Raw genomic sequence first — 22,832 nt, 5'->3', positions numbered from 1 at the left:
CGGAAAAAGTTTTTCCTAAAAAAGGACATAAAAACCCGAATGTGTCGAATGATGTATTAGAGATTGCAAAACAGCACCCGACAGCATATAATAATCTTGTTTTCAATTTAATGGAAGCCGAAAGGAAACGAATGATGAAGAAAACGAAGTTAGATCAAGAGGAGTTTCTGAAGATTTTAATGCATGCGCACGACATCGGTGAGCAGTCCTCTGAGATGACCACAAAAGAAATGCTTGAGAATTTGATTTCTTATATTAAAAATGGATATGCAACATAAAATCCCGCAGGCTCTTGGCCGCGGGATTTTTTAATCTTCCTGTGGCACCAGTATTTAAAGCGCTTACAAAAATAAAACAGATTGAAGTGATTGTCTATTTTTGTCGAATTTTGTCATTTGAAAAGGTTAGAAATGACAGTTTAAAGCTGTATAATCGTAATTGGAAAAGATCATTGGAGGGAATGGGAATACGCGGAAAGTGATATGGAGGTTATATGGGAGAATCTACAAGCATAAAGGAAATATTCGCAATACTGAGAAAGCGTCTGCTGTTTATACTTATTATTACCGCGGCGGCATCTGCCGCAGGCGGACTCATCAGTTTCTTCGCTCTTACGCCGGTCTATGAAAACTCAACTCAAATTTTGGTCAGCCAATCCAAAAACAATCAAAAAGAAGTCCAATTCAATGACGTTCAAACCAACCTCCAATTAATCAACACGTATAATGTCATCATCAAAAGCCCGGTCATTCTCGACGAAGTGATTAAACAGCTGCATCTGTCCATGACTTCGAAAGAGCTGGAATCGAAAATCACGGTGTCCAGCGAGCAGGATTCACAAGTCGTGACGATTGCCGTGCGGGATACGGATGCTAAGCGGGCGGCCGTTATGGCAAATGCGGTTGCAGCCGTTTTTCAGGACAAGATCACCGCCATCATGAACGTGGATAATGTCAGCATCCTTTCAAAGGCCGAAGCGGCGGACAGCCAGTCACCGGCAGAGCCTAACCGTAAGCTGAACATCGCGATTGCGTTTGCCGCCGGACTTTTGGGCGGAATCGGTCTCGCCTTTTTGCTGGAACATCTGGATAATACGATCAAATCGGAAGAACAGCTGGAATCGCTGCTCGGCATCCCGATCCTGGGAACGGTTACTTCAATCAGTACTAAAGACAGCGTTGCCAAAAACTTGAGGATGGCGGAAACCAAACAAGCGGGGGGCGGACATGTTGACGCGTAAAAAAGACAAACCCGGAAAACGAAGCGTGATTGCGATGTCTGAGCCGAAATCCATCAACTCAGAACAATATCGCACGATCCGCACAAACATTGAATTTTCTTCCGTTGATACGGAGGTGAAGTCCATTTTGATCACATCCGCCGGCCCGGAAGAAGGAAAATCGACAACCGCGGCCAACCTTGCCGTCGTATTTGCACAGCAGGGGAAAAAAGTGCTTTTAATTGATGCGGATCTGCGCAAACCGACGGTTCATTTCACCTTCAAATTGGACAACGGAACCGGATTAACGTCACTGCTGTTAAAACAGATGCCGTTTCAGAAAGCCGTCCTGCCGGCTGATGAAGCAAACCTGGATATTTTAACGAGCGGGCCGATCCCGCCCAATCCGGCGGAGCTTTTATCGACGGGTGCCATGAAAGATCTTCTGTCAGAAGCCGGCGCAGTTTATGATAAGGTGATTTTGGATACGCCTCCCGTTTTGGCTGTAGCCGATACGAAAATATTAGGCAGCTACACTGACGGGGCCATTATGGTGATCTCAAGCGGGAAAACGGACAAGGAAAAAGCGGCCAAGGCGAAAGAAGCGCTCGATTACTGCCCGTGCAAGCTCCTTGGGGCCGTGATGAACGGGAAGAAACAAACGAAACACTCGGACTACGCCTATTACGGACAATAATGTCATAATGGGCGCGGTCCATTCTTTTTAAGGAGGGATTGAAATATGATAGATATCCATTGTCACATCCTTCCTTCCATAGACGACGGCGCGGCGGATGATACAGAAAGCCTGAAGATGGCGAGAGAAGCGGTCAGACAGGGGATTGATACGATCATCGCGACGCCGCATCATGTGAAATACCGCTATGACACGGACCGGCATACGGTCAACGAAGCGGTCAGCCTGTTAAACAAACGTTTGAATAAGGAAGGCATTCCGCTGACTGTTCTGCCCGGCCAGGAAATCAGAACAGACGGAGATCTGCTGACAGGTCTTCAAAGCGGCTCGCTTGTCCCGCTCCATAATACAAAGTATGTGCTGGCGGAATTTCCGGCGGATCATGTCCCGGCCTACGCTGAAAGGCTGTTTTATGAACTGCAGCTGAACGGATATGTCCCCGTCATCGCCCATCCGGAGCGGAACAGGGAAATTCGCGAAAACCCTTCCGTTCTATACAATCTTGTGAAGAAAGGGGCGGCCGCCCAAGTGACGGCCGGCTGCATTGCCGGAGCATTCGGGCGGAAAGCGAAATCCTTTTCGCTGCAGCTGATTGAAGCGAATTTGATCCACTTTCTCGCATCCGACGCCCATAATCTCGGACCGAGAAATTTTTATTATCAGGAGGCGCTCGGCGTTCTGAAAAAAGAAGCAGGGGCTGAGCTGATTTACATGCTCACGGAAAATGCGGCGCTTCTCGCTGAAAACAAAGCCGTTTATAAGGAACCTCCGCTGCCTGTGGCCCGCCGTAAGCGCTGGGGTCTTTTTTAATCGTCGTCTCCATCCCGTTTAAATGAAGCGTAAGCGGCTGTTTTGCAAGATGATTCTTTTATGCTTATGCTATTATCAGCGGCCGGCGCCGTTTTTTCCTATCATGCCCTCAGGCTTCCGGCATTCCGCCGGCGCCGGGATCATATGATAATAACGGTAAGCTGCCCAGCAGCAATTTCTAAACGGTTGGGGGAACACGATGAAAATAACAGTGATCGGAACAGGCTACGTCGGTCTTGTGACAGGAGTGTCTCTTTCAGAAATCGGCCATGACGTAACATGCATAGATATTGATGAACATAAGGTTGAGCAGATGAGAAAGGGGTTGTCCCCTATCTTTGAACCGGGCCTTGAAGATATGATGAAACGAAATATCGGCCGGCATCGGCTGGCATTTGAAACGAGCTACGAAAAAGGGCTTGCGGAAGCGGACGTTATTTTTATAGCGGTCGGAACGCCGCAAAAAGAAGACGGGCACGCAAACCTTACTTATATTGAAAATGTCGCCGAACGGATTGCCGAACATATTTCTAAAGATGCGATCGTTGTGACAAAAAGCACGGTTCCCGTGGGAACGAATGACAGGATCAGAGAAGTTATTCATTCAAGGCTGAAAGCGGACGTGAACATTTCAATCGCCTCGAATCCGGAATTTCTCCGTGAAGGTTCGGCGATTCACGATACCTTTCACGGCGACCGCATCGTGATCGGGGCTGAAGACCGGCAGACGCGGGAAACGCTTGACCGGGTTTTCGCGCCGCTTGCGATTCCGGTATATCATACGGACATCAGAAGCGCTGAGATGATCAAATATGCGTCAAACGCATTTTTAGCGGCAAAAATCAGTTTTATTAATGAAATTTCTCATATATGTGAAAAAGTCGGTGCGGATGTGGAATCAGTCGCACACGGAATGGGATTGGATAAACGGATAGGCAATCAATTCTTAAGAGCCGGCATCGGTTACGGCGGTTCCTGCTTTCCGAAGGATACAAACGCCCTCGTGCAGATCGCGGGACATGTGGAGCATGATTTTGAATTGCTGAAGTCCGTCATTAAAGTCAACAATAACCAGCAGTCCATGCTGGTTGATAAAGTGCTGAACAGGCTCGGCGGTGTGACGGGGAAGACCATCGCGTTATTAGGGCTGTCTTTTAAGCCGAATACAGATGATATGCGGGATGCGCCGTCCATTGTCATTGCGGATCGTCTGGCGGCTCTTGACGCCCGGATGACAGCGTACGATCCGATCGCTTCATTCCGGGCTTCCGGGCTGCTTCCGGCTGAAGTTTCCTATCGGGAGTCCATAGAAGAAGCCGTCAGGGGAGCGGATGCCGTACTGATTCTGACAGATTGGGAACAAATTAAACACTTCCCGCTTGAAGCGTACAAAGAGCTGATGGAAACCCCGGTTATTTTCGACGGGAGAAACTGCCACTCGCTTGAGGAAGCGGAACAGGCGGGCGTGGAATATATCTCAATCGGAAGAAGAGCCGTCGTGCCTCAGACTGATTCTGTCACTTGAAAGGCCGGCGGACTGCGCCGGCCTTTTATCATACAATCATTAGAGACGAAGGGGATATTTATCGTGGAAAAAACATGGAAATTGCCGAAGCAAATGGAATCATCCCGCGGTCTGCTGGAAACGTCAGCACGGCCCTTTATCAAACTGCACGTCAAAAAAGCTGAAACGGGTCGGTATGACAGTAAAATGGCCGGAGACCCCTATTTTCCGAAACATGAACCATATCCTGAAGATGAAAGCGGCAGGCCGATGAAGCTTCTCGCTCAAATCAATTTTGCGGATATGCCCGGACTTCCTGATTTTCCGGACACCGGCATTCTTCAGTTTTACATATCGGTCAGTGATGACGTATACGGTTTGAATTTTGACGACGGGTGCGCGCAAACGGGTTTCTGCGTCAAATATTTTGAACATGTGACAGCAGAAGAAGCGGAGCTCATGGATGATTTTTCTTTCGTTCAGGTTGAAGAGGAGTACGATTTTCCGATTCAATCCGAAGCGCTGATCACCCCTGAGCTGTCTGCTGAATGGGTGCTCCCGTCTGATTTTCAATTCGGGCGGTATGCCGGGATGGATGCCTTTGACTATTTCGAGCAGTTTGACGATGAGGTGTATGACGAATATACGGCGAACGCATTCGGCCATAAAATCGGCGGCTATGCGTCCTTTACCCAGGAAGATCCGCGGTCTTACTCCCATCAAAACCATACGATTCTGCTTTTGCAAATTGATTCAGATGATGACATTGATTCGATGTGGGGAGATGTGGGAATCGCCAATTTCTTTATCAGACCGGAAGATTTGAAGAAAAAAGATTTCTCAAACGTTTTGTACAACTGGGACTGCAGTTAACGACAGTATGATGATCATGATACAAGGCAAAGGAGACGGTTCATCACTGTCTCCTTTTTTTTAGGGAATTTATCATGGATACATAGAGGAGATCAATGAATGGATATGCCGTTTATGTGAGTCTTTTGGCGTTAATGATGAGCATCTCGGCTGCTGAAAATAAGTCATTTAACCTATTTAAGCTGCTTTCTGTCTATTTTAAAATATAATATATGGAAATATAGTATGGAAAAGTCTGTGCTTTTTGTACGACTTTTTGCGTAAGACGAGGTGAAAACAGATGAGCCATTCAAGCACATTAAGCCATATTAACAGCACGATCAGCCATAAACTGGGCGAGGTTGAACACCAAATTGATAAATTAAAAGAAGCGAAAAGAGAGATAGAATCTCTGCAGGAAGAGGGCGTATCTGAAATCAGAGACATCCTCAAGCCGCACCTGGACCATCATTGGACCGGCACTTTTGCTGAAGAATTTGATGACCGGCGCGACCAGGCCCATACAGAAGCATACAGAATCGTCACAGACAAATACGACGGTTATATTTACCGAATCGGCTTAAAGATGACACAGCTTGAAATTGAAAAAGGAGGGCTCCTTGCCGCCAGAAGCATCGCGAGAGAGGCAGAGCACCTGCTGACGCTGGGAGAAGAAGCCCTTGACACGGTCGGAGAAAAAATACAATCAATCAAAAGAAGCTGGAGTTGGTTTTAATGGCAGAAATAAAACTCAAATACGGAGCCGTCATGAAGCAGCTTGAATCCGTCAGCAGCGCTTTGGAGGCCGTTTCGATCGGGAACGCCGGTTCAAACGGAAAAAACAAGCTCGACTATACCTCCAAGTACCAATCCCGCGAGGCAAAGCTTGTATCGATGATCAGCGAATACAAGCAGGCCGTTCATAAGAATATCGCGGACGTTAAAGACAACGTAGATTCTTTGAAAGAACAGGACGAGGCGATCGCCGTAAAATAACGAAAGAAAGGACTTGCCGATGAGCAAAGTGTTTGAATCACAATCGTTAACGGACGAAGCAGATAAGAGAAAGAAACAATACGAAGCCCTTGAAGAGCAGCTGCGGGCGCTCAAACAAGCCTTTCAAGGCGTGGCCGATCTGGGTGATGCTTTGAAAGGGAAAGGCGCAGACAATATAAAAGATTTTTTTCAGGGACAAGCGGAAATCGCCGACAGCTGGCTGACGCTTGTCTCTGCTCAAATTGCGTTTTTAAATGGCATTTCAGGTGACATTAAAGATCAAGAACTCAGCGATACATATGTGGAGACTTCATTTTTGGAGCATGAGCTGCCCAATGCGGATTTGAAAGCTTCAGAGATTGTCTCCGCTCATAAAGCAGAAATCGATTCAATTTTGTCAGGCATCAGCGATATTATTCATCTCGACACATATACGCTGGATGATTACGCTGATAAAATGGGCGATGCCCAGAAAACCAGACGCGACACGATCACGGCAGTCGATACGCTTGATGAATCCCTGACCGCTGAATATCAAAACTTAGAATCTCTGGACAACGCAGTGCTCAGCAAATATTCCGTTCTCATGCAGGCCACCAGCAACGGGAAAAGCGCATCCCCTATGTACTATGACAAAAAAGCCTTCCACAGCAATGAAATCTACAAAAGCGTCATGGCGGCAGAAAAACAGGGAACGGGCTATATTGACGCAAAAGCCCAGCAGGCCGAAGCAAGACGGCTTCAGGAAAAGGCTGAAGAAGAAGCCAATAAACCATGGTACGAAAAAACATGGGACGGCATCTGCAACTTTACCGGCGAAGTCACCGGCTATTATGATTATAAAAGAGCAGCCGAAGGCGTTGATCCGGTGACCGGAGAAAAACTCTCCACCGCAGAACGCGTCACAGCAGGAGCGATGGCCGCCGCCGGATTCATACCGGTCGTCGGCTGGGCGGGCCGCGCTTTCAAAGGCGGAAAAGCCATTTATAAAACCGGGAAAACCGTCATTGCCGCAGAACATGCTTTAGATGCCTATAAAACCGGAAAATCCTTAGACATTCTCAAAATGACAGAAATGGGCGCATACGGCCTTGTTGCCTCAAACGGATTCACAGAAGCCGTCACAGGCAGAGATATGTTCGGAAACAAAGTGTCTGAGGAGAAGCGGAAGCAAGGGGCGCTGGAAGCTGCGCTGAGTATGGTTGGAGCCGGTGCATTGGCGAAGCATGTAAACAAAGGCATACCGCTTGCAAAATCGCCACAAGCATCAAAAGTTGAAAAAGGGAAAAAGATTCTAGACCAAGTAAAAGAATTCAAAGTACCGACGAATGTAAAAATTCGTGTCCACAAGACTGTCACACCGGATGGCGCAACTTTCCCGATCATTCATGCTGATGTGAAAACGACGGCTGTGAAAGATCTTGGGATTGTGAAGATGGCGGGTAGCGGCAGCAGTGGAAGCACTCCCACAAGATTAATTCCAGGAACTCCAGGAAAGGTTACAGGAGGGAGTTCAACTAAATTGGGTAAAAATATGTTTGAGCAAATGGGACTTCCACGTTCAACAAAACGTACTCCATATCAGGCTCAACATATTATACCGAAGGAGTTTCGAAGTCATCCTGTTTTGAAGAAGTTAGGAATGGATATGGATGATGCTTCAAATGGTTTTTTCTTAAGGATACCGGATGATGATATAAGTGCTACTTCACGGCATAAAGGATATCATTCAGTATATAGTAGTTTTGTGAGAAAAAAATTAGATGAGATCGATGTTAACCAAAGTGTAGACGTCATTGAAAAACAGGTATATGGTTTACAACAAAAATTAAGAGAATTACAAGAAAAAGGGTTGCCTCTTTATATGAGGGACGATTATTTACAAACAGAATTAAAGAAAATAAAGGAGAAAGGATTCGAAGCATATAAATTAGAAAGGAAAGAAGATAGCGCCTCAAGAAAACCTGTTTGGAAAAGAGGCGGTGGAGCGACAGTAGATCTTTGGGAAAGGTGGTATAACAAGTAATGAATTTTGGGAAGTATCATAATCTAGTGGAAGAGGTAATTGAATTTTCGAAAACCTTTAAACCTATAAAATCAGTTAATGTATCTAATTTTACTAAAATAATTAATGATCAAAAACAGGCTGAATACTTGGCTTATGAAGAAGTATATGGAGAAGACGAATATACATGGAAAGATATAAGGGAAATTGAGATGAGTGAAGTATGGGGGCGATTTTACGAATTAGAAGATAATCAAAAGCCGGAAAATATAGACTCGTTATTAGATATTTTTTCTGAAAACATCAGAAGTGCCTCTACTGGATATAATGCCTTTTTTGAGGATATCGTAGCTGACATAAACAATTGTGCTATTAATAGAGCAATTAATGGTAATACAAATAATTTTTTTGAAAAAGTTTTTGAAATTTATAAAGCTGGTTATTTTCCGTGTGGTTGGAATGGCGATTATCCTAACGGGACTTTTATTGTCTTGAAAAAAGCTTAAGAGAGGTTTTAAACGAAACGTCAGTCTATGGACTAAACCAAGGGCTGGCGTTTTTGTTTCTCATTAGGAGTTGCCTTGTTTTACTGATATATTAAGGAGAAGCAGGATGGACAGAAATCAAATTTCTCAATTGCAGCCATTAAAAATCTGTAATGGCTGGTCTGTAGTACAGAACAACTTAAATTCAGAAAAAAGAATGGAAGAAAAATATGAACTGCTAAAACTACAAAATGAAAAACGTAATGCTGTTATTAAGGCAATATTTGAAAATGATCAATATCATGTCAAAGTAGCGGGCTTAAAAGCAGATAAGATTTATAAAGAAGACTCTTTTAATGAAATGGAACAATTATTGGAAGAGCTAGAATATCAAATCTGGACTGTGGGAAGCGGGGTTTTAGAGGGTTTGCAACAGCTAAGCCAACATGTTCCCAATTTCTTAAGGCTTAAGATACCGGCGGGCTGGACTGTTGATTATATTACATTAAAAGATACTGACCCTAAAACTCTAGAGGAAAATGATGATGCTTGGTTATTTGACTTTAATCAAGACCTCCTGCAGATTTCTCATAAAACTAAAAATTTGCTGCTTGATGCAGGGTGGTACCCAGAAGGCGATCCAACCGGCAGTTATGGCATTGAACTGATAAAAAACGAAGATTGGGAAAATCCTTTAGAAGATATTATGTGTACTGAACTTAAAGAATTACTTAAACAATTGGACCTTATTTTTATGAAAGAAATGAAAAATGAATTTTAATAAAAGATATAATTTGTTGAAGGAGTCTTCGTTAGATCGAAACGCAGGACGATTGAGCACGAAGACTATTTTTAGAGAGGAAAACAAGTGAAATGAAAATACATCAAATTCACGATTTTGATCTAAAAGATGAATCGGATTTTGTTCGAACACAACAATCCCTAATACATAAAATCAACCTATCCCCCGTCATCCATCCAGACTCCGTCAACACCTGCGCAGGCGTCGACCTCGCTTATTGGGAGCAGGACGGGGAACCGTACGGCGTATGCAGTATCATCGTGATTGACGCTGATACAAAAGAAGTGATTGAAAAAGTGCACAGCGTGGGGAAAATCAGCGTGCCGTATGTTTCCGGTTTTCTTGCGTTTCGCGAGCTGCCGCTGATCATTGAAGCGGCAGAAAAGCTGGAGGCGGAGCCGGATGTGTTTTTGTTTGATGGCAACGGGTATCTGCATTACAATCATATGGGCGTTGCCACCCATGCGGCTTTTTTTCTGGGTAAGCCGACGATAGGGATTGCGAAAACCTATCTCAAAATCAAAGGCTGCGATTTCGTGACGCCTGAAAATGAAGTCGGCGCATACACCGATATTATCATTGACGGCGAGGTATATGGACGGGCGCTGCGAACGCGGCGGGACGTGAAGCCTATCTTTTTGTCTTGCGGACATGACATTGATTTAGAAAGCAGCTATCAGATCACGATGAGCTTGATCAATCAAGAAAGCAGGCTGCCGATCCCTGTCCGTCTGGCTGACCTTGAAACGCATGTTTTGCGAACGTTTTATCGGAAAAATCACGTGTAACACTTGGGGCTCTAAGCCACCAAGTGTTTTTTTGTATGCCTGGTGTCTGCTTTATTAAAAACTTTGTCGTCCTTGCAGATAGGTTTTTATTTGAATGTTTTTCGCGTCAAATCGATAAAAGCCTTTAATGGCGCAGACATCCACTTGTCCTTATGCCATGCTAATTGAGTAAAAACAGGGCATTCATTCTGCCAGCTGAGTTCTTTCATCCGTCCTTCGGCAATATCGTCTTTTACTGTCATTTCAGGCAATAGTCCAATTCCAAGTCCGGCCATCACGCATTGTTTGATGGCTTCTATGCTGACGAATTCTAATTTGTTAGGGTAGACTCCGGCGTCATGTAAAGTGTTCTCAAAGAGCGTGCGGTATGAACAGCCGTCCTCTGTCAGCAGAAGGGTTTCGTTTTGAAGGTCTTTCAATGTTGCTGGTGAGTCTGCTGGAAAAGGATGGTCATTGGCGGCTACCATTTTGATTTCATCCTGAATCAAAGATTCAACGTGCAGTGCGTCTTCCGTCCGGTTCACATCCAAAATGAAAGTGATATCAAGCTGGCCCTGTAAGAGCTGTTCTTTCGCTTGTTCGTTGGACACATACGGTTTGAATATGAGCTTTACTTGAGGAAAAGCCTGTTTGAATTCTTTTATGATAGGCGGAAGGCGGTATGTGCACTGGCTTTCCGTCGCGCCGATTTTCAAGGTTCCGGTTGTTTCTCTTACTTGATTTGCGGCCATTTTTGCTTCTTCTGTTAACGCAATGATCTTCTCCGCATAGGATTTGAATGTTTTGCCGGCTTCTGTCAGGATGAGCCGCTTGCCGAGCCGTTCAAATAAAGGAGTCCCGATTTCTTCTTCAAGTGATTTGATCTGAGAGGTAACGCTTGATTGTGCATAGTTAAGCATCTTGGCGGTTAGGGTGAAGTTTACATGTTCTGCTGCGGTAATAAAGGTGATCAGCTGCTTCAATTCCATATGTTCTCGCCCTTTCTAAATCGGTTTTACCGATTGGAATAATCGAAATAATCATCTGTATTGATTGATGAATCCATTATATGATGAAGAAAATCATTCGTAAACAAAGGAGCAGATGCATCATGAAAATTGCGGTTATTCATGGCGGAACGAGGTCTGGCGGAAATACGGATATTCTTGCGGAGAAGGCTGTTCAAGGATTCGATGCGGAGCACATTCATTTGCGGAAATATCGGCTCCAGCCAATTGAAGATCTGCGTCACGCCCAAGGCGGCTTTCGTCCTGTTCAAGATGACTGCGATTCTATCATTGAGCGGATATTGCCGTGCGATATTCTTGTATTCGCCACCCCAATTTATTGGTTTGGCATGTCAGGGACATTAAAGCTGTTTATTGATCGCTGGTCACAGACGCTGAGAGATCCGAGATTTCCTGATTTTAAACAGCAAATGTCAGCGAAGCAGGTATATGTAACAGCAGTGGGAGGAGACAATCCTAAACTAAAAGGGCTGCCGCTGATTCAGCAATTTGAACATATTTTTCATTTTATGGGGATGTCCTTTAAAGGCTATGTGCTGGGAGAAGGCAATCGTCCCGGTGATATTCTTCATGATCATCAGGCGCTGAGCGCGGCGAGCAGCTTATTGAAAAGAAGTGATGCTCTATGAAACTGCTGCTGGTTATCTCTGGTATGTTGATTCTCGCACTCTTTTTAGCTTGGAAAGCGCCGACTTCTGTTTGGATACAGGCTGAAACCAATTCGCCTCAGGTTCAGCAATTTGTGAGAATGGCAGGCGCAACGCTGCAAGTCAAGCAAATCATCAAGAGTGATGCAGGCGAAGAAACAGTTGTCATATCAAATGGTATTTCTGGGCCAAAATAAAAAAGCACCTGTCCAGGTGCTTTTCTTTATAAATGAGGAACCACAAGACCTCCATACAAAAACGCCGCGATAATCAGGAAGGCCGGATGCATCTTGAATTTTGTCAAGGCAAGGAGGGAAATCCCCGCAATCACTATCGCTTGAACCCAGCCGATCGCTTTGATGCCGTCTGCGCCGATTTGCCAGGTAAGAATGAGCATCATGACGGCGATGACAGGCTGGACGGACAGCGTCATACCTTTGATGACGGGGGATTGGCGGAAGCGCTGAATGATGCGCAAGAGGACGATCAATGCGAGCGCCGACGGTACGACAGTGGCGATCAGCGCAATCAGGAACCCGGGCCACCCGCCTGCGCTGTAGCCGACATACGCAGCGATTTTCGTGGCGATCGGGCCCGGCAATGCGTTCGCAAGTGCGAGCATATTTGAGAATTGATCGTTTGAGAGCCAGCTGTATCTGTTGACGACTTCTTCAAACATCAGCGGGATCGACGCCGGTCCGCCTCCATATCCGAGTACGTTTGCGACAAAAAACGCCATAAATATATAAATCATGATCATGAGGCCGACATTCCTTTATCTTTTGAACGTTTATTTGTGATTTTGTCCTTTAATTTAAAATGAAACGCGCCGTACGCCAAGAAAATGATAATGACAAAGCCGGGATTGATCTGTAACGTTTGCAGGCCGATAAAAGCGATGATAAAAAACAGGATGCCCGTGACCCAGCCGAATCCTTTAAGCGCTTTTTGGCCAAACTCGTACGCCATGATGCCGAGCATTACCGCAATCACCGGTGTTACGGCGCCAATCATGCCGGCAACAATTGCTGAGTGGCTTAAGACATTGACAGCCGCAAACAAGCCCGCCATAGCGAGACATGTAGGCAGAATATGTGCGAGGGTTGCCGCGATTGCGCCTAACGTGCCTTTCAGCTTAAAGCCCAGATACGCAGCCATTTTTGTGGCAATCGGTCCGGGAAGCGCATTAGCGATCGCTAATATTTCTCCGAATTCATCATCATCTATCCATTTGTATTTATTGACGGCTTCATGGCGGATGAGCGGGATCACCGACGGGCCGCCCCCGAATCCGAGAATGCCCGTTCGGACCATCGCCGCCGTAATGTCCCAATAGGGATGTTTCATGGCTATGTCCTCCTTACAGCTTCATGCCCGTTCTGCTTTTATACCGTTTAATCAGCATTTGGCAGTCGACGCTGACGACGCCTTTTTGCGTATAGAGCCGTTTTGTCAAAAACTCTTCCATTTCCTGATCATTTGCGAAAATGCCGTGCATATGCAGCTTGCTCGGTCCGGTCATGTGATAAAGGCTTGTCACGGCCGGCTCCTTTTCAAGCTTTAATGCGGTTTCCTCCAAATACTGCGGCTCCACCTCCACATTAAAAAACACGGACACATGACGGCCGATTTTCGTCGGGTTGATGACAGCGGTGAATTTTTCAATCACACCGGCATCCAGTAAATGCTGAATGCGGTGCTGAACCGCCACTCGCGACAGGTTAACCCGCTTTCCTACGTCTGTATAGGAAATCCTCCCTTCCTCGTGCAAAATCGAAAGAATCTGTTTATCCGTTTCATCAAGAACAAGATTCGGAATGCTGTATTCATGTTCCAACCCGCTTCACCTTCCTTCATTTGGTAGACATTATTGTATCATGAAACATTACGGTATGAAGGGAGAATTTTTTTATTGTTTTCGATGCGTAATAACTTAGAATTATTTCTTATCGAAAAGTAAATAGTGTGTGAGATTTTCTTTCAGGAATGTGGATGGCCGCGAAGCCGCTTTTTATACTTGAGAAAATTTGTAAAGGGGCTTGCCATGAATACTTCAACCATCGGAACGAAACAAATGGTCGTCAGTCCGCATTATCTCGCTTCTCAGGCGGGGGCCGGCATTCTGGAAAAGGGCGGAAACGCGTTTGACGCGGCAGTGGCGGTCAGCGCCTGTCTGGCAGTTGTGTATCCGCATATGACGGGTCTTGGCGGGGATTCATTTTGGCTCACTTACCATAAAGAAACGGGACGAATCAAAGCTTATAACGGGAGCGGCCGTTCAGGGAAGCATGTGACGAGAGACTTGTATCGGGGAAGAGAAGCGATCCCTCTGCGCGGGACAGAAAGCGCCATTACCGTTCCGGGAATGGCGGACAGCTGGGATGCCGTGCTTTCGGCGTACGGGCGTCTTTCGCTCGCTGAGGTGCTGAAGCCTGCTCTTGATTATGCGGCAAACGGATTTCCGGTGTCCGCCGACCAGTGCGCCCACACAGAACGCAATCTCGCTCTTTTAGCCTCAATGCCTTACACCTCGGCCATTTTTACGAGAAACAAAAAAGCGCCCATGCCCGGTGAACGGTTTGTCCAGAAGGATCTGGCGGCCAGCTTGGAGCAGCTTGCCGAGAAAGGCAGAAGCGCTTTTTATGAAGGAGACCTCGCTCAACGCATCACATCCTTTCTGCAAAACAACGGCGGCCGTCTGACACTTGATGACTTTAAAGCCCACCGCGGCGAGTGGACGAACCCGGTATCCTCCGATTACCGCGGGTGCAAAATCTATCAGGCTCCGCCGAATTCACAGGGCTTTACAGGCTTAATGACGCTCAATATATTGGAAAACTATGATTTTTCTCAGATCGAACACGGTTCCTTTGACTATTATCATCTGCTGATCGAGGCGCTGAAGAAGAGTTTTCAGCACCGGAATGAAGTGCTGACTGATCCGGCATTTTCTCATATTCCGCTGGATCGGCTGCTTGATAAACGGTATGCAAAGCAGCTTGCGGAAGAAATTGGTAACGCGGCTGCGCCGGCGGTAAGCCGGCCGATCGGAAGCGACACAGCTTATGCCGCCGTCGCCGATGCGGAAGGAAATGCCGTTTCCTTTATTCAGAGCCTCTATTTCGAGTTCGGATCTGCCGTTACAGCGGGGGAGACGGGCATTCTGCTGCAAAACCGCGGGTCATTTTTTTCGCTGGACGAATCTCATGTCAATACACTTGAACCCGGCAAGCGGACGTTCCACACCCTCATGCCGGCGATGGCCTGTAAAGAAGGAAGACCGCACATCCTGTACGGAACCCAGGGAGGAGAAGGCCAGCCGCAAACTCAGACAGCGATGATTACGCGCATCATTGATTACAAAATGAACCCCCAGCAGGCGATCAATGAGCCGCGCTGGGTCTGGGGACGGACATGGGGAGAGGAGTATGAAGGGCTGAGGGTTGAAAGCAGAATCAGCCCTGAAACGAGAGAAGCCCTAAGGCAGAGCGGCCACCGCGTCGAGACCGTTGGTGATTTTGACGGGCTTATGGGCCATGCGGCAGCGATCGTCATTGATGAAGAAGGCTTTCTCCAAGGCGGGGCCGACCCGCGCGGCGACGGAGCGGCCGCAGGAGTATAGAGCTGCGCTAACTGATGAAAAAAATAAGCACGCCAAGCGCGGCAGAAAGACCTGCGTAAAACGAATCGTACACATATTGCTTTTCCTCCCGCCGGTGCCGCCATTCCATTAAGCCGCTGCAGCAAAATAGCATGAAAACAACTCCCGCAAATACGTACATTTCATTGAAAAAATTCACCGCTGCGATGCCCGTAATAAGCAGTGTGATTTCGATTAATCGATGTGTGCCGTTTATCGGCTTCTGCTTTTTAACAGGCTTTGGCAAATTGAGAACTTTGACGGCAAATACTTGAAACATAAGGCTGAGCAAAATAAATACGGCTGAAAAAATCAGTAACTGAGTGAAATCCATCGTCTGCCTCCTAAAAATGTGCCACTCGTTTCATACGGGTGAGGACCTTGTAAGTTTCGGCATTCTACAAGACATTAGGCTGAGTTAAATGGTAAAAGACTCAAAAAGACCCCTTTCGAAAGGGGTCTTTTTGACTAGTTTCTTCTATTATAATGGTTCCTGCTTCAGGTCGGGCGGACAAGCGTATATGTCTTCCCGAGTCTGGCGTATTCATTCCCCGCGAGCCTTGCCGCAGGCTTCAGCTCATCTGTCCGTATGTAGCCTTTATCGGCGTCATATACTTGGTCATTCAAATGAAAACAAACGACTCTGCCGATGATGAGGTCTGTCGTCGTTTCTCCGCTGTCATTTTGGAACGGAAGATGGCGTTCGAGTATACATTCAAACCTGACCTTTGCTTCTTTTATACCGGGAACGCTGATGCAAGCGCTGTCTGTCACAGAAAGGTCTGTCATGCCAAGCTCACTGACATCAGGATCAAGCCTTGCCGCCGTTTTGTTAATGTCTTCAATAATGGACTCATCACTGACGTGCACCACGAATTCCCGATGAGCGATTGCGTTTCTCGCGGTGTCTTTCTGCCGACCGTCCGCGCGGCTGACTGAGATGGCCAGAAGCGGCGGTTCTGCGGAGACAACGTTATAGAAACTGAAGGGCGCCGCGTTTACGGCGCCGTTGATGGATGACCGCGTAGTGATAAATGCGATCGGCCGGGGAACGACTGTGCCCGAAAGCAATTTGTAAGTGTCTTTTGCGTTCAGTTCGTCTGCTCGTAAGATATGCATGATTTCGGCCGCCTTTCTTTATCGTATGACCTGATTATACAGAAAGAAAATTCGGAAACACAACAAAAGAAAACCGGCTGCATATCTTATCACGTGGCATATATCTGATTGAGGAAAAAGGCTTCCGTTTAGCCGGCAGCCTATTTACGAATGGTGTTACTTGTAGTTTTTCTTTACAACCCAGATGTTCCCGTCTTTCCAGTACTCTGTTTTGCTGCAGTAATCGTCTTTTTTGCAAGGGTCTTTTTTATGAGGACGATAAGGTTTTTTCTGCGTGCGTTTTTTCTTGCGGCGGCATGATTTTTTGTGGCTGCGAGATTTTTTGTGAGACCGGCATGATTTTTTACGGCTGCGGGATTTTTTGTGAGAGCGGGATTTTTTATGGCTGCGAGATTTTTTGTGAGACCGGCATGATTTTTTACGGCTGCGGGATTTTTTGTGAGAACGGGACTTTTTATGGCTGCGAGATTTTTTGTGAGAACGGGATTTTTTATGGCTGCGAGATCTTTTGTGAGAGCGGCACGATTTTTTATGACTGCGAGATTTTTTGTGAGAACGGGACTTTTTATGACTGCGAGATTTTTTGTGAGAACGAGATTTTTTATGGCTGCGAGATTTTCTCTTCTTACTGCTTTTTGGTTCTTGGTACAAATAATCTTCCAATCCCTCGGTGCTTGCGGACTTTACTGCTTCTTCGATATCAGAATGGGAATAGTGGCCCATTTTGAAACCTCCTCATGATATATGTTTTAAGGATGCGATCCTTACTACCACATAGTACGCATGGATGAAAAAAGTGTATGTGTGATTCGCTGAGTTTTATATAAAAAGCACAGCCTAAATTAATACAGGGAGGGTTACTGATGAAAGACCAATCAACATTGCCTCTATACCAGCTGTTTATTCACCCGAAAGACTTAATGGAGCTGAAAAAAGACATTTGGGATGATGATCCGGTGCCCGCGGTGCTGAGAGTGAATCAAAAACGGCTTGACATTGATCTGGCGTACCGCGGCTCGCATATAAGAGATTTCAAGAAAAAGTCGTATCATATCGCTTTTTATTCGCCGAAAACATTTCGCAGGGCGAAAGAGATACATTTAAACGCTGAATACAAAGATCCGTCGATGATGCGGAATAAGCTGTCTCTCGATTTCTTTGCGGAGCTTGGGACGCTGTCACCAAAGGCGAATTTCGTAACCTTGCAAATCAATGGCAGACATGAGGGGGTGTATCTTGAGCTGGAGTCAGTGGATGAATATTTTCTGGCGAAACGGAATTTGGCGGACGGCGCTGTTTTTTACGCGGTTGATGACGACGCCAATTTCTCCCTCGTCAGTGATCTGGAGCGGGATACGAAAACATCGCTCGAACTTGGTTATGAAAAGAAAACGGGAACGAAAGAAGACGATTTATACTTGCAGGATATGATCTATAAAATTAATACCGTGCCGAAGTCAGAGTTCAAGGAGGAGATCGTCAAACACTTGGACGCCGATAAGTATTTGCGGTGGCTTGCGGGCATCGTGTTTACCTCAAACTACGATGGATTTGTTCATAATTACGCTTTGTACCGGAATCATGAAACGGGACTTTTTGAAGTCATTCCGTGGGATTACGATGCGACGTGGGGAAGAGACATTCACGGTGATCGGATGGAGGCCGATTATGTCAGAATACAAGGGTTTAATACCTTGACTGCAAGGCTTCTGGATGAACCGTATTTCCGCAAAGCGTACAAACGGCTTTTGGAAGAGACGCTTCAGACCCGGTTTACCATTGAATATATGAAGCCGAAGGTCATGTCACTGTATGAGCAGATCAGGCCGCATGTCGCGAAGGATCCATATAAGAAAGAAGAGATTGATTGCTTTGACCGGGAGCCTGAAGTGATTTGCGAGTACATTAAGGAGCGGTCCGCCTTCATCAGCAGTGAGTTAGAGCGGTGGAATATCTGATTTGGAAATGAAGAAAGATTTTTTACAAATAGGCTGGTGAATCAGTTCCCGAAAATAATCGTGATACGTATATATGCATTATGCTTTTTACATTATGAGAAAAATGACTAGGAGGACAATAGATGAAACGCAATACGAAGCGGCAGCGGTCTGATGACAACTTTTTGCATGCGATGGAAGGAAAAGTGATTACTGTCTACCGGGGAGGCCCGGAGTCCAAGACAGGGAGATTAGCAGACATTCAATCGGATTATATCGCTCTTCAGGTTGATAATAAAATCGTTTATTATCAATGGAAACACGTGAAAAGTGTGACGGAAAATACGAGTGAAACCGTATCGCCGGCCGAAGCGGCAGAATGTGAAAAAGCTGATGATTTTCAAGACCTGATCAGCCGGATGACCAATCGCACGGTGCAATTGAATCAGGGAGGTCCGGAATCGAAAAGAGGAAAGCTTCACGAAACAGGGGATGATTTTCTCGTGCTGGAAACGGAAGATGACGGAATTGTATATTTTAACGCCGACCATGTCAAAAGCATCAGCGCGGAACAAGAAGAGGACGGCCAAGAGGAGGAGCGCCCGGAATTTGAAATGGCTGATGATTTTCACGGCATATTTAAACGCCTGATCCACAAATGGGTATCCATCAACCGCGGAGGTCCTGAAGCCGTTGAAGGTATACTTGTGGATAATTCCGACGGCCACTACACTCTTGTGAAAGATAAAGAAGTGCTGCGGATCTATCCTTTTCATATCAAGAGCATCAGCGAAGGGGCAAAAGGCGCAGCTAAAAAAGAGGAGAATAAAGACGACGAGAATAAAGGTGAGAAAGAGAGCGCCGAAGAAGAAAAGCCGCATGAAGAAGAATCACGCGAAGAGAAGCGTACTTCCTCTAAAAAGTCGAAAAGATCATCAAGATCCGTTCGATCCTCAAAACGGGAGAAAGAGGTCTCTTATAGCTACGCCACTGTATTAAGGACAATAGATTATCGGTGGAAACGCGGCCGTAAATGATTGGAAAGATTGTCCGTAAACGCGGGAGAGGGGGGAATGAAATGGCTGGATTAAGCAGATTTCTGGATAAACAAGTCGATATTGAGATATCGGGGAATACGACATTTTCAGGAACTCTTTTGGATATCGGTCAGGATATCATTGTGATTCATGACGGCCGGACGTTTCTTTATATTCCGCTGCTGCATCTTCAGCGGATGACATTGACGCTCCCGGACGAAGAGAATAAAGAACCGTACGCAAGAAAAAAAAGTCCGCATCCCGAAAAACAGGAACATTCATTTTCTTACCGGAATACCCTCCAGCATATAAAAGGCAGATTCACAGAAATATTTGTTACGGGAGACCGTTCTATTCATGGGTATGTGACAAGTGTTTTAAATGATTATTTTGTTTTCTTCTCTCCGGTTTATAAGACTCTTTTCATCTCGATGCATCATTTGAAATGGCTGACACCCTATTCCGATGAGCAGACGCCGTATACATTAAACAGTTCAGAGCTGCCGGTTGTTCCCGCTAATGTGCCCCTGGTCCGGAATTTTGAGGAGCAATTAAAAAGATATATCGGGAAGCTGATTATTCTGGATTTAGGAGATATACCGAATAAAGTGGGGCTGTTGCAGGATGTCTCAGATAATATTCTTGAATTGACCAATGCAGACGGCGATACTGTTTTTTGGAAATTGAATCATTTAAAGACCATGCATCTGCCATAAATGATAAAACTGCCTCTCTTATACAGCAGGCAGTTTTTTTATGGGAGCTAAAGGTAAATCCAACTGATCCAAACATATAAAACGGTAATGGTAAACACGACGGTGAGAGGGACAACGATAATGGTCGTTTTGATATATTCTGACCAAGAAACTTTTTCGCCGTGCTGTCTGATGATATGCATCCAGATCAGCGTGGCTAATGTCCCGATCGGCAGAAGCAATGATCCGATATCACTGCCGATAATATTAGCCAGATAAATGATTTTTACGGTTAATGGGTCGATGGACATTTCAGTTAATGTCAAAGTGCTGATCATTAAGGCGGGATGGTTATTGAACAAATTAGAGAGGACGGATGTAGCAATGCCCATAATAGATGCAGCGTGGGCAATGCTTTGTGAGACATAAGGTTCAATAGACTGAACAAGCAGCGCCGTCAGTCCGATATTATGCAGTCCGTAGATGATAATGTACATCGTGAAGGCAAAAATAAAGATATGCCAAGGCGCTTTCCTTAATAAGTCTGCCGGTCCGATTTTTAAATAAAACCATCTCCAGCCAAGCAGGATGACTGAACTGATGACAGCCACGAGCGAAACGGATATGCCGTTGTAAGAAGCTGCAAACAGACTGATCCGGACGAACAATACAAATGCCAAAACACAAAACATGATGTTCGTACGGCTGTTTTGGGTCGGGTCTGGCGGAGGCTGAAGCGGGTGATATCGTTTGTGTTCCAGCGAATCAAAATGAACCGGAATATCGGGGAGCTGTTTCGGCAAACGGCGGTAAAAAACGGCAAACAGCAGCAATGCCATAAACACCAGTCCCAGCGTGCCGGGGATAAACATCATATTGGTGTACAAATAAAGGTCCATGCCTATCATTTTGAGAGAAATTAAATTGACGATATTACTGACGCCGATCGGGGTGCTTGCCGCCGTCGCAATTAATACGCCGCTTATTAAATACGGTGTTTTCTGATGTCTTTTAAGTCCGAGATATTGTAAGACCAATAGTAAAATAGGAGTGGTGATTAAGACGCTGCCGTCATTATTCAGAAAGAGCGTCATTGAAAAACAGAGCAGGTTGGTCAGCCAAAAAAGCCGGATGCCCGATCCCTTGGCGCGGTGAAGCAGTTTGGCCGCCGCCCAGTTAAAAAAACCGAAGCTTTCCAGCGCGATTGCCATAATCATTGTGGAGATAATGGTGATTGATGCTCCGGTGACTTTTGACCCTATATCCCCCAAATCATGAAAGGAAACGGTTCCGCATAACAAAACGAGAATGGCGCCCAGCGACGCCGGAACGGCTTCATTTAATCCCCCGGGTCTCCAAAATATAAAAATAATGGTCACAAAGAAAGAAATCAGGGTCAAAATGACGGTAATATGTGTAATGTGTTCTGCCTCCTTTTAGATGGGTCATTGCCGCCCCGTTATTTTTATCCCTCCTGATCAGTTGTACTGTATGTATACGGGTACAGGTCGTAAGGTGTACTGAGCGTTTCTACCAATTTAGTAAAATTCCATAAAAGCACAAAAAAAAGAGGCTGCTTTCGGCGGCCCTCTTTTTTATGCATTTTCCTTATCCGCCTGCAATAAAGCCTGGCGCTTATTCATAATATCCAGAAAATGTTTCAGAATCGGGTTTTGATTATCCTTGCGGTAGGCAATGACCCATTCGGCCGTGAGCTGCACCTGATTAATGCCGCGGTAGGCGACTTCGAGATTAAACAGCTTTTTAGCAGAAGAAGGCACGAAGGTTACGCCGATACCGGCACTAACCAATCCGATCACCATTTGATACTCCGTCGCTTCCTGAACGATTTTCGGTTTGAAGCCCGCCTGCTCGCAGTAGTTCACAAACTCCAGGTATAAAGTCGGCCATGTTTCTTTCGACAGTGTGATAATCGGTTCATTTTTTAAATCCTGAATGTCGATTGTCTGTTTAGCGGTAAGCGGGTGCTGCTTCGGCAAAGCCAGAATGCACGGACTGCTCTGCACCTTTTCCATATGTAACGCGGAATGCTGTAAAGGCGGATGAAGGATGCCGATATCAATGTTCCCCTTCAGAAGTTCTTCCTGCTGTCTGAAAGAAGAAATTTCACGCAGATCAAGCTTGACGGAGGGGTATTTTTCGCGGAATTCCCGAATGATCGGCGGCAGAAATTCATATGTGGCCGAGCCGACAAAACCGACGACAAGGCGGCCGAGCTCTCCCCGCGCCGTTCTCTGCGCCATTTCAATCGCTTTGTCTATTTCTTCGATCGCGTTTCTGCTGTGTTTTAAAAAACTTTCTCCGGCAGCTGAAAGCTCTACAACCCGTTTCGTGCGCTTTAATAAGGTCACGCCGACTTCCTTCTCAAGCTGTTTGATCTGCTGGCTGAGAGGCGGCTGTGTCATATTTAACCGAAGCGCAGCTTTGCCGAAATGAAGTTCTTCGGCAACGGCAATAAAGTATTGAAGATGGCGAAGCTCCATCCTTATCCATTCCTTTCTCTTTGTTAATTATTCGTGAAACATATTAATCATACGGCGAATTGATATTGGAGGTCAATTTCCAAAGAGT

At 45.8% G+C, this 22,832-nt stretch carries 27 protein-coding genes; 18 read left to right on the top strand and 9 right to left on the bottom strand.

Translation table 11 applies throughout. The annotated features are described in order from the left end of the window. Positions 1–134 precede the first annotated feature (134 nt). The 12 genes from K3G25_RS12380 (at position 135) to K3G25_RS12320 (ending at position 10,158) form a co-directional block, all read left to right on the top strand. Positions 135–278, top strand: coding sequence for a YwzD family small protein (locus K3G25_RS12380; protein ID WP_003151259.1), 144 nt, complete (start codon positions 135–137; stop codon positions 276–278). Positions 279–493: 215 nt separating this feature from the next. Further along, a complete protein-coding gene (locus K3G25_RS12375; protein WP_007407552.1) occupies positions 494–1,240 on the top strand; it encodes a protein-tyrosine kinase activator TkmA in 747 nt (248 codons plus the stop codon). Then, complete coding sequence (locus K3G25_RS12370) at positions 1,227–1,916, top strand: CpsD/CapB family tyrosine-protein kinase (protein WP_061861610.1); 690 nt, start codon at positions 1,227–1,229, stop codon at positions 1,914–1,916. The genes K3G25_RS12375 and K3G25_RS12370 overlap by 14 nt, the downstream gene beginning before the upstream one ends. 45 nt (positions 1,917–1,961) lie before the next feature. Next, positions 1,962–2,726, top strand: coding sequence for a tyrosine-protein phosphatase (locus K3G25_RS12365; protein WP_061861609.1), 765 nt, complete (start codon positions 1,962–1,964; stop codon positions 2,724–2,726). A gap of 199 nt (positions 2,727–2,925) precedes the next feature. Continuing rightward, on the top strand, positions 2,926–4,251 hold the full coding sequence (locus K3G25_RS12360; protein WP_095270921.1) for a UDP-glucose dehydrogenase family protein: 1,326 nt from the start codon (positions 2,926–2,928) through the stop codon (positions 4,249–4,251). A 63-nt stretch (positions 4,252–4,314) separates the two neighbouring features. Then, positions 4,315–5,103: a YwqG family protein gene (locus tag K3G25_RS12355; protein WP_095270917.1), complete on the top strand. Its 789-nt coding sequence runs from the start codon at positions 4,315–4,317 to the stop codon at positions 5,101–5,103. Between the two features lie 280 nt (positions 5,104–5,383). Then, positions 5,384–5,818 (top strand): coiled-coil domain-containing protein, encoded by a 435-nt coding sequence (locus K3G25_RS12350; RefSeq protein ID WP_014419065.1) that lies wholly within the window; start codon positions 5,384–5,386, stop codon positions 5,816–5,818. Beyond that, positions 5,818–6,078: a YwqI/YxiC family protein gene (locus tag K3G25_RS12345; RefSeq protein WP_007614257.1), complete on the top strand. Its 261-nt coding sequence runs from the start codon at positions 5,818–5,820 to the stop codon at positions 6,076–6,078. Before K3G25_RS12350 ends, K3G25_RS12345 begins: the two co-directional genes overlap by 1 nt. 19 nt (positions 6,079–6,097) lie before the next feature. Beyond that, positions 6,098–8,104: a T7SS effector LXG polymorphic toxin gene (locus tag K3G25_RS20765; RefSeq protein ID WP_269770601.1), complete on the top strand. Its 2,007-nt coding sequence runs from the start codon at positions 6,098–6,100 to the stop codon at positions 8,102–8,104. Beyond that, on the top strand, positions 8,104–8,589 hold the full coding sequence (locus K3G25_RS12330) for a hypothetical protein (protein WP_100262050.1): 486 nt from the start codon (positions 8,104–8,106) through the stop codon (positions 8,587–8,589). Before K3G25_RS20765 ends, K3G25_RS12330 begins: the two co-directional genes overlap by 1 nt. A 106-nt stretch (positions 8,590–8,695) precedes the next feature. Further along, complete coding sequence (locus K3G25_RS12325; RefSeq protein WP_100262049.1) at positions 8,696–9,349, top strand: hypothetical protein; 654 nt, start codon at positions 8,696–8,698, stop codon at positions 9,347–9,349. 92 nt (positions 9,350–9,441) lie between these two features. Further along, a complete protein-coding gene (locus tag K3G25_RS12320) occupies positions 9,442–10,158 on the top strand; it encodes an endonuclease V (RefSeq protein ID WP_053285349.1) in 717 nt (238 codons plus the stop codon). Between the two features lie 86 nt (positions 10,159–10,244). On the opposite strand, the gene K3G25_RS12315 is transcribed toward K3G25_RS12320, so the two are convergent. After that, positions 10,245–11,126 carry a LysR family transcriptional regulator gene (locus K3G25_RS12315; RefSeq protein WP_017418769.1) on the bottom strand — a complete coding sequence of 294 codons (882 nt, stop codon included), beginning with the start codon at positions 11,124–11,126 and terminating at the stop codon, positions 10,245–10,247. A gap of 122 nt (positions 11,127–11,248) precedes the next feature. On the opposite strand from K3G25_RS12315, the gene K3G25_RS12310 reads away from it, so the two are divergent. After that, complete coding sequence (locus K3G25_RS12310) at positions 11,249–11,794, top strand: flavodoxin family protein (protein ID WP_072177772.1); 546 nt, start codon at positions 11,249–11,251, stop codon at positions 11,792–11,794. Then, complete coding sequence (locus K3G25_RS12305; RefSeq protein WP_017418770.1) at positions 11,791–12,009, top strand: hypothetical protein; 219 nt, start codon at positions 11,791–11,793, stop codon at positions 12,007–12,009. Before K3G25_RS12310 ends, K3G25_RS12305 begins: the two co-directional genes overlap by 4 nt. A gap of 26 nt (positions 12,010–12,035) precedes the next feature. On the opposite strand, the gene chrA is transcribed toward K3G25_RS12305, so the two are convergent. The 3 genes from chrA to K3G25_RS12290 are packed head-to-tail and all read right to left on the bottom strand — an operon-like array spanning position 12,036 to position 13,649. Next, on the bottom strand, positions 12,036–12,572 hold the full coding sequence (gene chrA / locus K3G25_RS12300) for a chromate resistance efflux protein ChrA (protein ID WP_021494837.1): 537 nt from the start codon (positions 12,570–12,572) through the stop codon (positions 12,036–12,038). Continuing rightward, positions 12,569–13,159: a chromate efflux transporter subunit ChrB gene (chrB, locus tag K3G25_RS12295; RefSeq protein WP_017418772.1), complete on the bottom strand. Its 591-nt coding sequence runs from the start codon at positions 13,157–13,159 to the stop codon at positions 12,569–12,571. Before chrB ends, chrA begins: the two co-directional genes overlap by 4 nt. 13 nt (positions 13,160–13,172) lie before the next feature. Further along, a complete protein-coding gene (locus tag K3G25_RS12290; protein ID WP_021494839.1) occupies positions 13,173–13,649 on the bottom strand; it encodes a chromate efflux transcriptional regulator ChrS in 477 nt (158 codons plus the stop codon). 207 nt (positions 13,650–13,856) lie between these two features. Between K3G25_RS12290 and ggt the strand changes: the two genes are divergently transcribed. Then, positions 13,857–15,434: a gamma-glutamyltransferase gene (ggt, locus tag K3G25_RS12285; protein ID WP_232489324.1), complete on the top strand. Its 1,578-nt coding sequence runs from the start codon at positions 13,857–13,859 to the stop codon at positions 15,432–15,434. A gap of 7 nt (positions 15,435–15,441) precedes the next feature. Here the strand turns inward: ggt and K3G25_RS12280 are convergent, their stop codons facing one another. From K3G25_RS12280 to cotG, 3 genes are all read right to left on the bottom strand, one after another. Continuing rightward, complete coding sequence (locus K3G25_RS12280) at positions 15,442–15,786, bottom strand: DUF4181 domain-containing protein (RefSeq protein WP_014419052.1); 345 nt, start codon at positions 15,784–15,786, stop codon at positions 15,442–15,444. Between the two features lie 164 nt (positions 15,787–15,950). Continuing rightward, entirely contained in the window at positions 15,951–16,571 is a 621-nt protein-coding gene (locus K3G25_RS12275; protein ID WP_029972850.1) for a flavin reductase family protein, read from the bottom strand. 156 nt (positions 16,572–16,727) lie between these two features. Beyond that, the gene (cotG, locus tag K3G25_RS12270) at positions 16,728–17,294 is read right to left on the bottom strand and encodes a CotG/ExsB N-terminal domain-containing protein (RefSeq protein WP_029972849.1); all 567 of its coding nucleotides are present in this window, start codon (positions 17,292–17,294) and stop codon (positions 16,728–16,730) included. 140 nt (positions 17,295–17,434) lie between these two features. Here cotG and K3G25_RS12265 point away from each other — a divergent pair, with 140 nt between their 5' ends. The 3 genes from K3G25_RS12265 (at position 17,435) to K3G25_RS12255 (ending at position 20,261) form a co-directional block, all read left to right on the top strand. Continuing rightward, complete coding sequence (locus tag K3G25_RS12265) at positions 17,435–18,529, top strand: CotH kinase family protein (RefSeq protein WP_029972848.1); 1,095 nt, start codon at positions 17,435–17,437, stop codon at positions 18,527–18,529. 122 nt (positions 18,530–18,651) lie between these two features. Further along, a complete protein-coding gene (locus K3G25_RS12260) occupies positions 18,652–19,545 on the top strand; it encodes a hypothetical protein (RefSeq protein ID WP_014419049.1) in 894 nt (297 codons plus the stop codon). Positions 19,546–19,586: 41 nt separating this feature from the next. Then, positions 19,587–20,261, top strand: coding sequence for a hypothetical protein (locus K3G25_RS12255; protein WP_007407530.1), 675 nt, complete (start codon positions 19,587–19,589; stop codon positions 20,259–20,261). A 47-nt stretch (positions 20,262–20,308) separates the two neighbouring features. On the opposite strand, the gene K3G25_RS12250 is transcribed toward K3G25_RS12255, so the two are convergent. Both K3G25_RS12250 and alsR read right to left on the bottom strand, forming a co-directional pair. Continuing rightward, positions 20,309–21,640 carry an arsenic transporter gene (locus K3G25_RS12250; protein WP_021494843.1) on the bottom strand — a complete coding sequence of 444 codons (1,332 nt, stop codon included), beginning with the start codon at positions 21,638–21,640 and terminating at the stop codon, positions 20,309–20,311. A gap of 195 nt (positions 21,641–21,835) precedes the next feature. Further along, complete coding sequence (gene alsR, locus K3G25_RS12245; RefSeq protein WP_021494844.1) at positions 21,836–22,744, bottom strand: acetoin biosynthesis transcriptional regulator AlsR; 909 nt, start codon at positions 22,742–22,744, stop codon at positions 21,836–21,838. Positions 22,745–22,832: the final 88 nt, after the last annotated feature.

It is taken from the genome of Bacillus sp. FCW2, assembly GCF_021228595.1.
Lineage (GTDB): Bacteria > Bacillota > Bacilli > Bacillales > Bacillaceae > Bacillus > Bacillus velezensis.
The sequence above is the reverse complement of the archived record's forward strand: the minus strand, read 5'-3'. Positions and strand labels throughout refer to the sequence as shown.

Coding starts and splice junctions, on each gene's coding strand:
- K3G25_RS12380 (WP_003151259.1), top strand. CDS start 135: ATGAAGAAAACGAAGTTAGATCAAGAGGAGTTTCTGAAGATTTTAATG.
- K3G25_RS12375 (WP_007407552.1), top strand. CDS start 494: ATGGGAGAATCTACAAGCATAAAGGAAATATTCGCAATACTGAGAAAG.
- K3G25_RS12370 (WP_061861610.1), top strand. CDS start 1,227: ATGTTGACGCGTAAAAAAGACAAACCCGGAAAACGAAGCGTGATTGCG.
- K3G25_RS12365 (WP_061861609.1), top strand. CDS start 1,962: ATGATAGATATCCATTGTCACATCCTTCCTTCCATAGACGACGGCGCG.
- K3G25_RS12360 (WP_095270921.1), top strand. CDS start 2,926: ATGAAAATAACAGTGATCGGAACAGGCTACGTCGGTCTTGTGACAGGA.
- K3G25_RS12350 (WP_014419065.1), top strand. CDS start 5,384: ATGAGCCATTCAAGCACATTAAGCCATATTAACAGCACGATCAGCCAT.
- K3G25_RS12345 (WP_007614257.1), top strand. CDS start 5,818: ATGGCAGAAATAAAACTCAAATACGGAGCCGTCATGAAGCAGCTTGAA.
- K3G25_RS20765 (WP_269770601.1), top strand. CDS start 6,098: ATGAGCAAAGTGTTTGAATCACAATCGTTAACGGACGAAGCAGATAAG.
- K3G25_RS12330 (WP_100262050.1), top strand. CDS start 8,104: ATGAATTTTGGGAAGTATCATAATCTAGTGGAAGAGGTAATTGAATTT.
- K3G25_RS12325 (WP_100262049.1), top strand. CDS start 8,696: ATGGACAGAAATCAAATTTCTCAATTGCAGCCATTAAAAATCTGTAAT.
- K3G25_RS12320 (WP_053285349.1), top strand. CDS start 9,442: ATGAAAATACATCAAATTCACGATTTTGATCTAAAAGATGAATCGGAT.
- K3G25_RS12315 (WP_017418769.1), bottom strand. CDS start 11,126: ATGGAATTGAAGCAGCTGATCACCTTTATTACCGCAGCAGAACATGTA.
- K3G25_RS12310 (WP_072177772.1), top strand. CDS start 11,249: ATGAAAATTGCGGTTATTCATGGCGGAACGAGGTCTGGCGGAAATACG.
- K3G25_RS12305 (WP_017418770.1), top strand. CDS start 11,791: ATGAAACTGCTGCTGGTTATCTCTGGTATGTTGATTCTCGCACTCTTT.
- chrA (WP_021494837.1), bottom strand. CDS start 12,572: ATGATCATGATTTATATATTTATGGCGTTTTTTGTCGCAAACGTACTC.
- chrB (WP_017418772.1), bottom strand. CDS start 13,159: ATGAAACATCCCTATTGGGACATTACGGCGGCGATGGTCCGAACGGGC.
- ggt (WP_232489324.1), top strand. CDS start 13,857: ATGAATACTTCAACCATCGGAACGAAACAAATGGTCGTCAGTCCGCAT.
- K3G25_RS12280 (WP_014419052.1), bottom strand. CDS start 15,786: ATGGATTTCACTCAGTTACTGATTTTTTCAGCCGTATTTATTTTGCTC.
- K3G25_RS12275 (WP_029972850.1), bottom strand. CDS start 16,571: ATGCATATCTTACGAGCAGACGAACTGAACGCAAAAGACACTTACAAA.
- cotG (WP_029972849.1), bottom strand. CDS start 17,294: ATGGGCCACTATTCCCATTCTGATATCGAAGAAGCAGTAAAGTCCGCA.
- K3G25_RS12265 (WP_029972848.1), top strand. CDS start 17,435: ATGAAAGACCAATCAACATTGCCTCTATACCAGCTGTTTATTCACCCG.
- K3G25_RS12260 (WP_014419049.1), top strand. CDS start 18,652: ATGAAACGCAATACGAAGCGGCAGCGGTCTGATGACAACTTTTTGCAT.
- K3G25_RS12255 (WP_007407530.1), top strand. CDS start 19,587: ATGGCTGGATTAAGCAGATTTCTGGATAAACAAGTCGATATTGAGATA.
- alsR (WP_021494844.1), bottom strand. CDS start 22,744: ATGGAGCTTCGCCATCTTCAATACTTTATTGCCGTTGCCGAAGAACTT.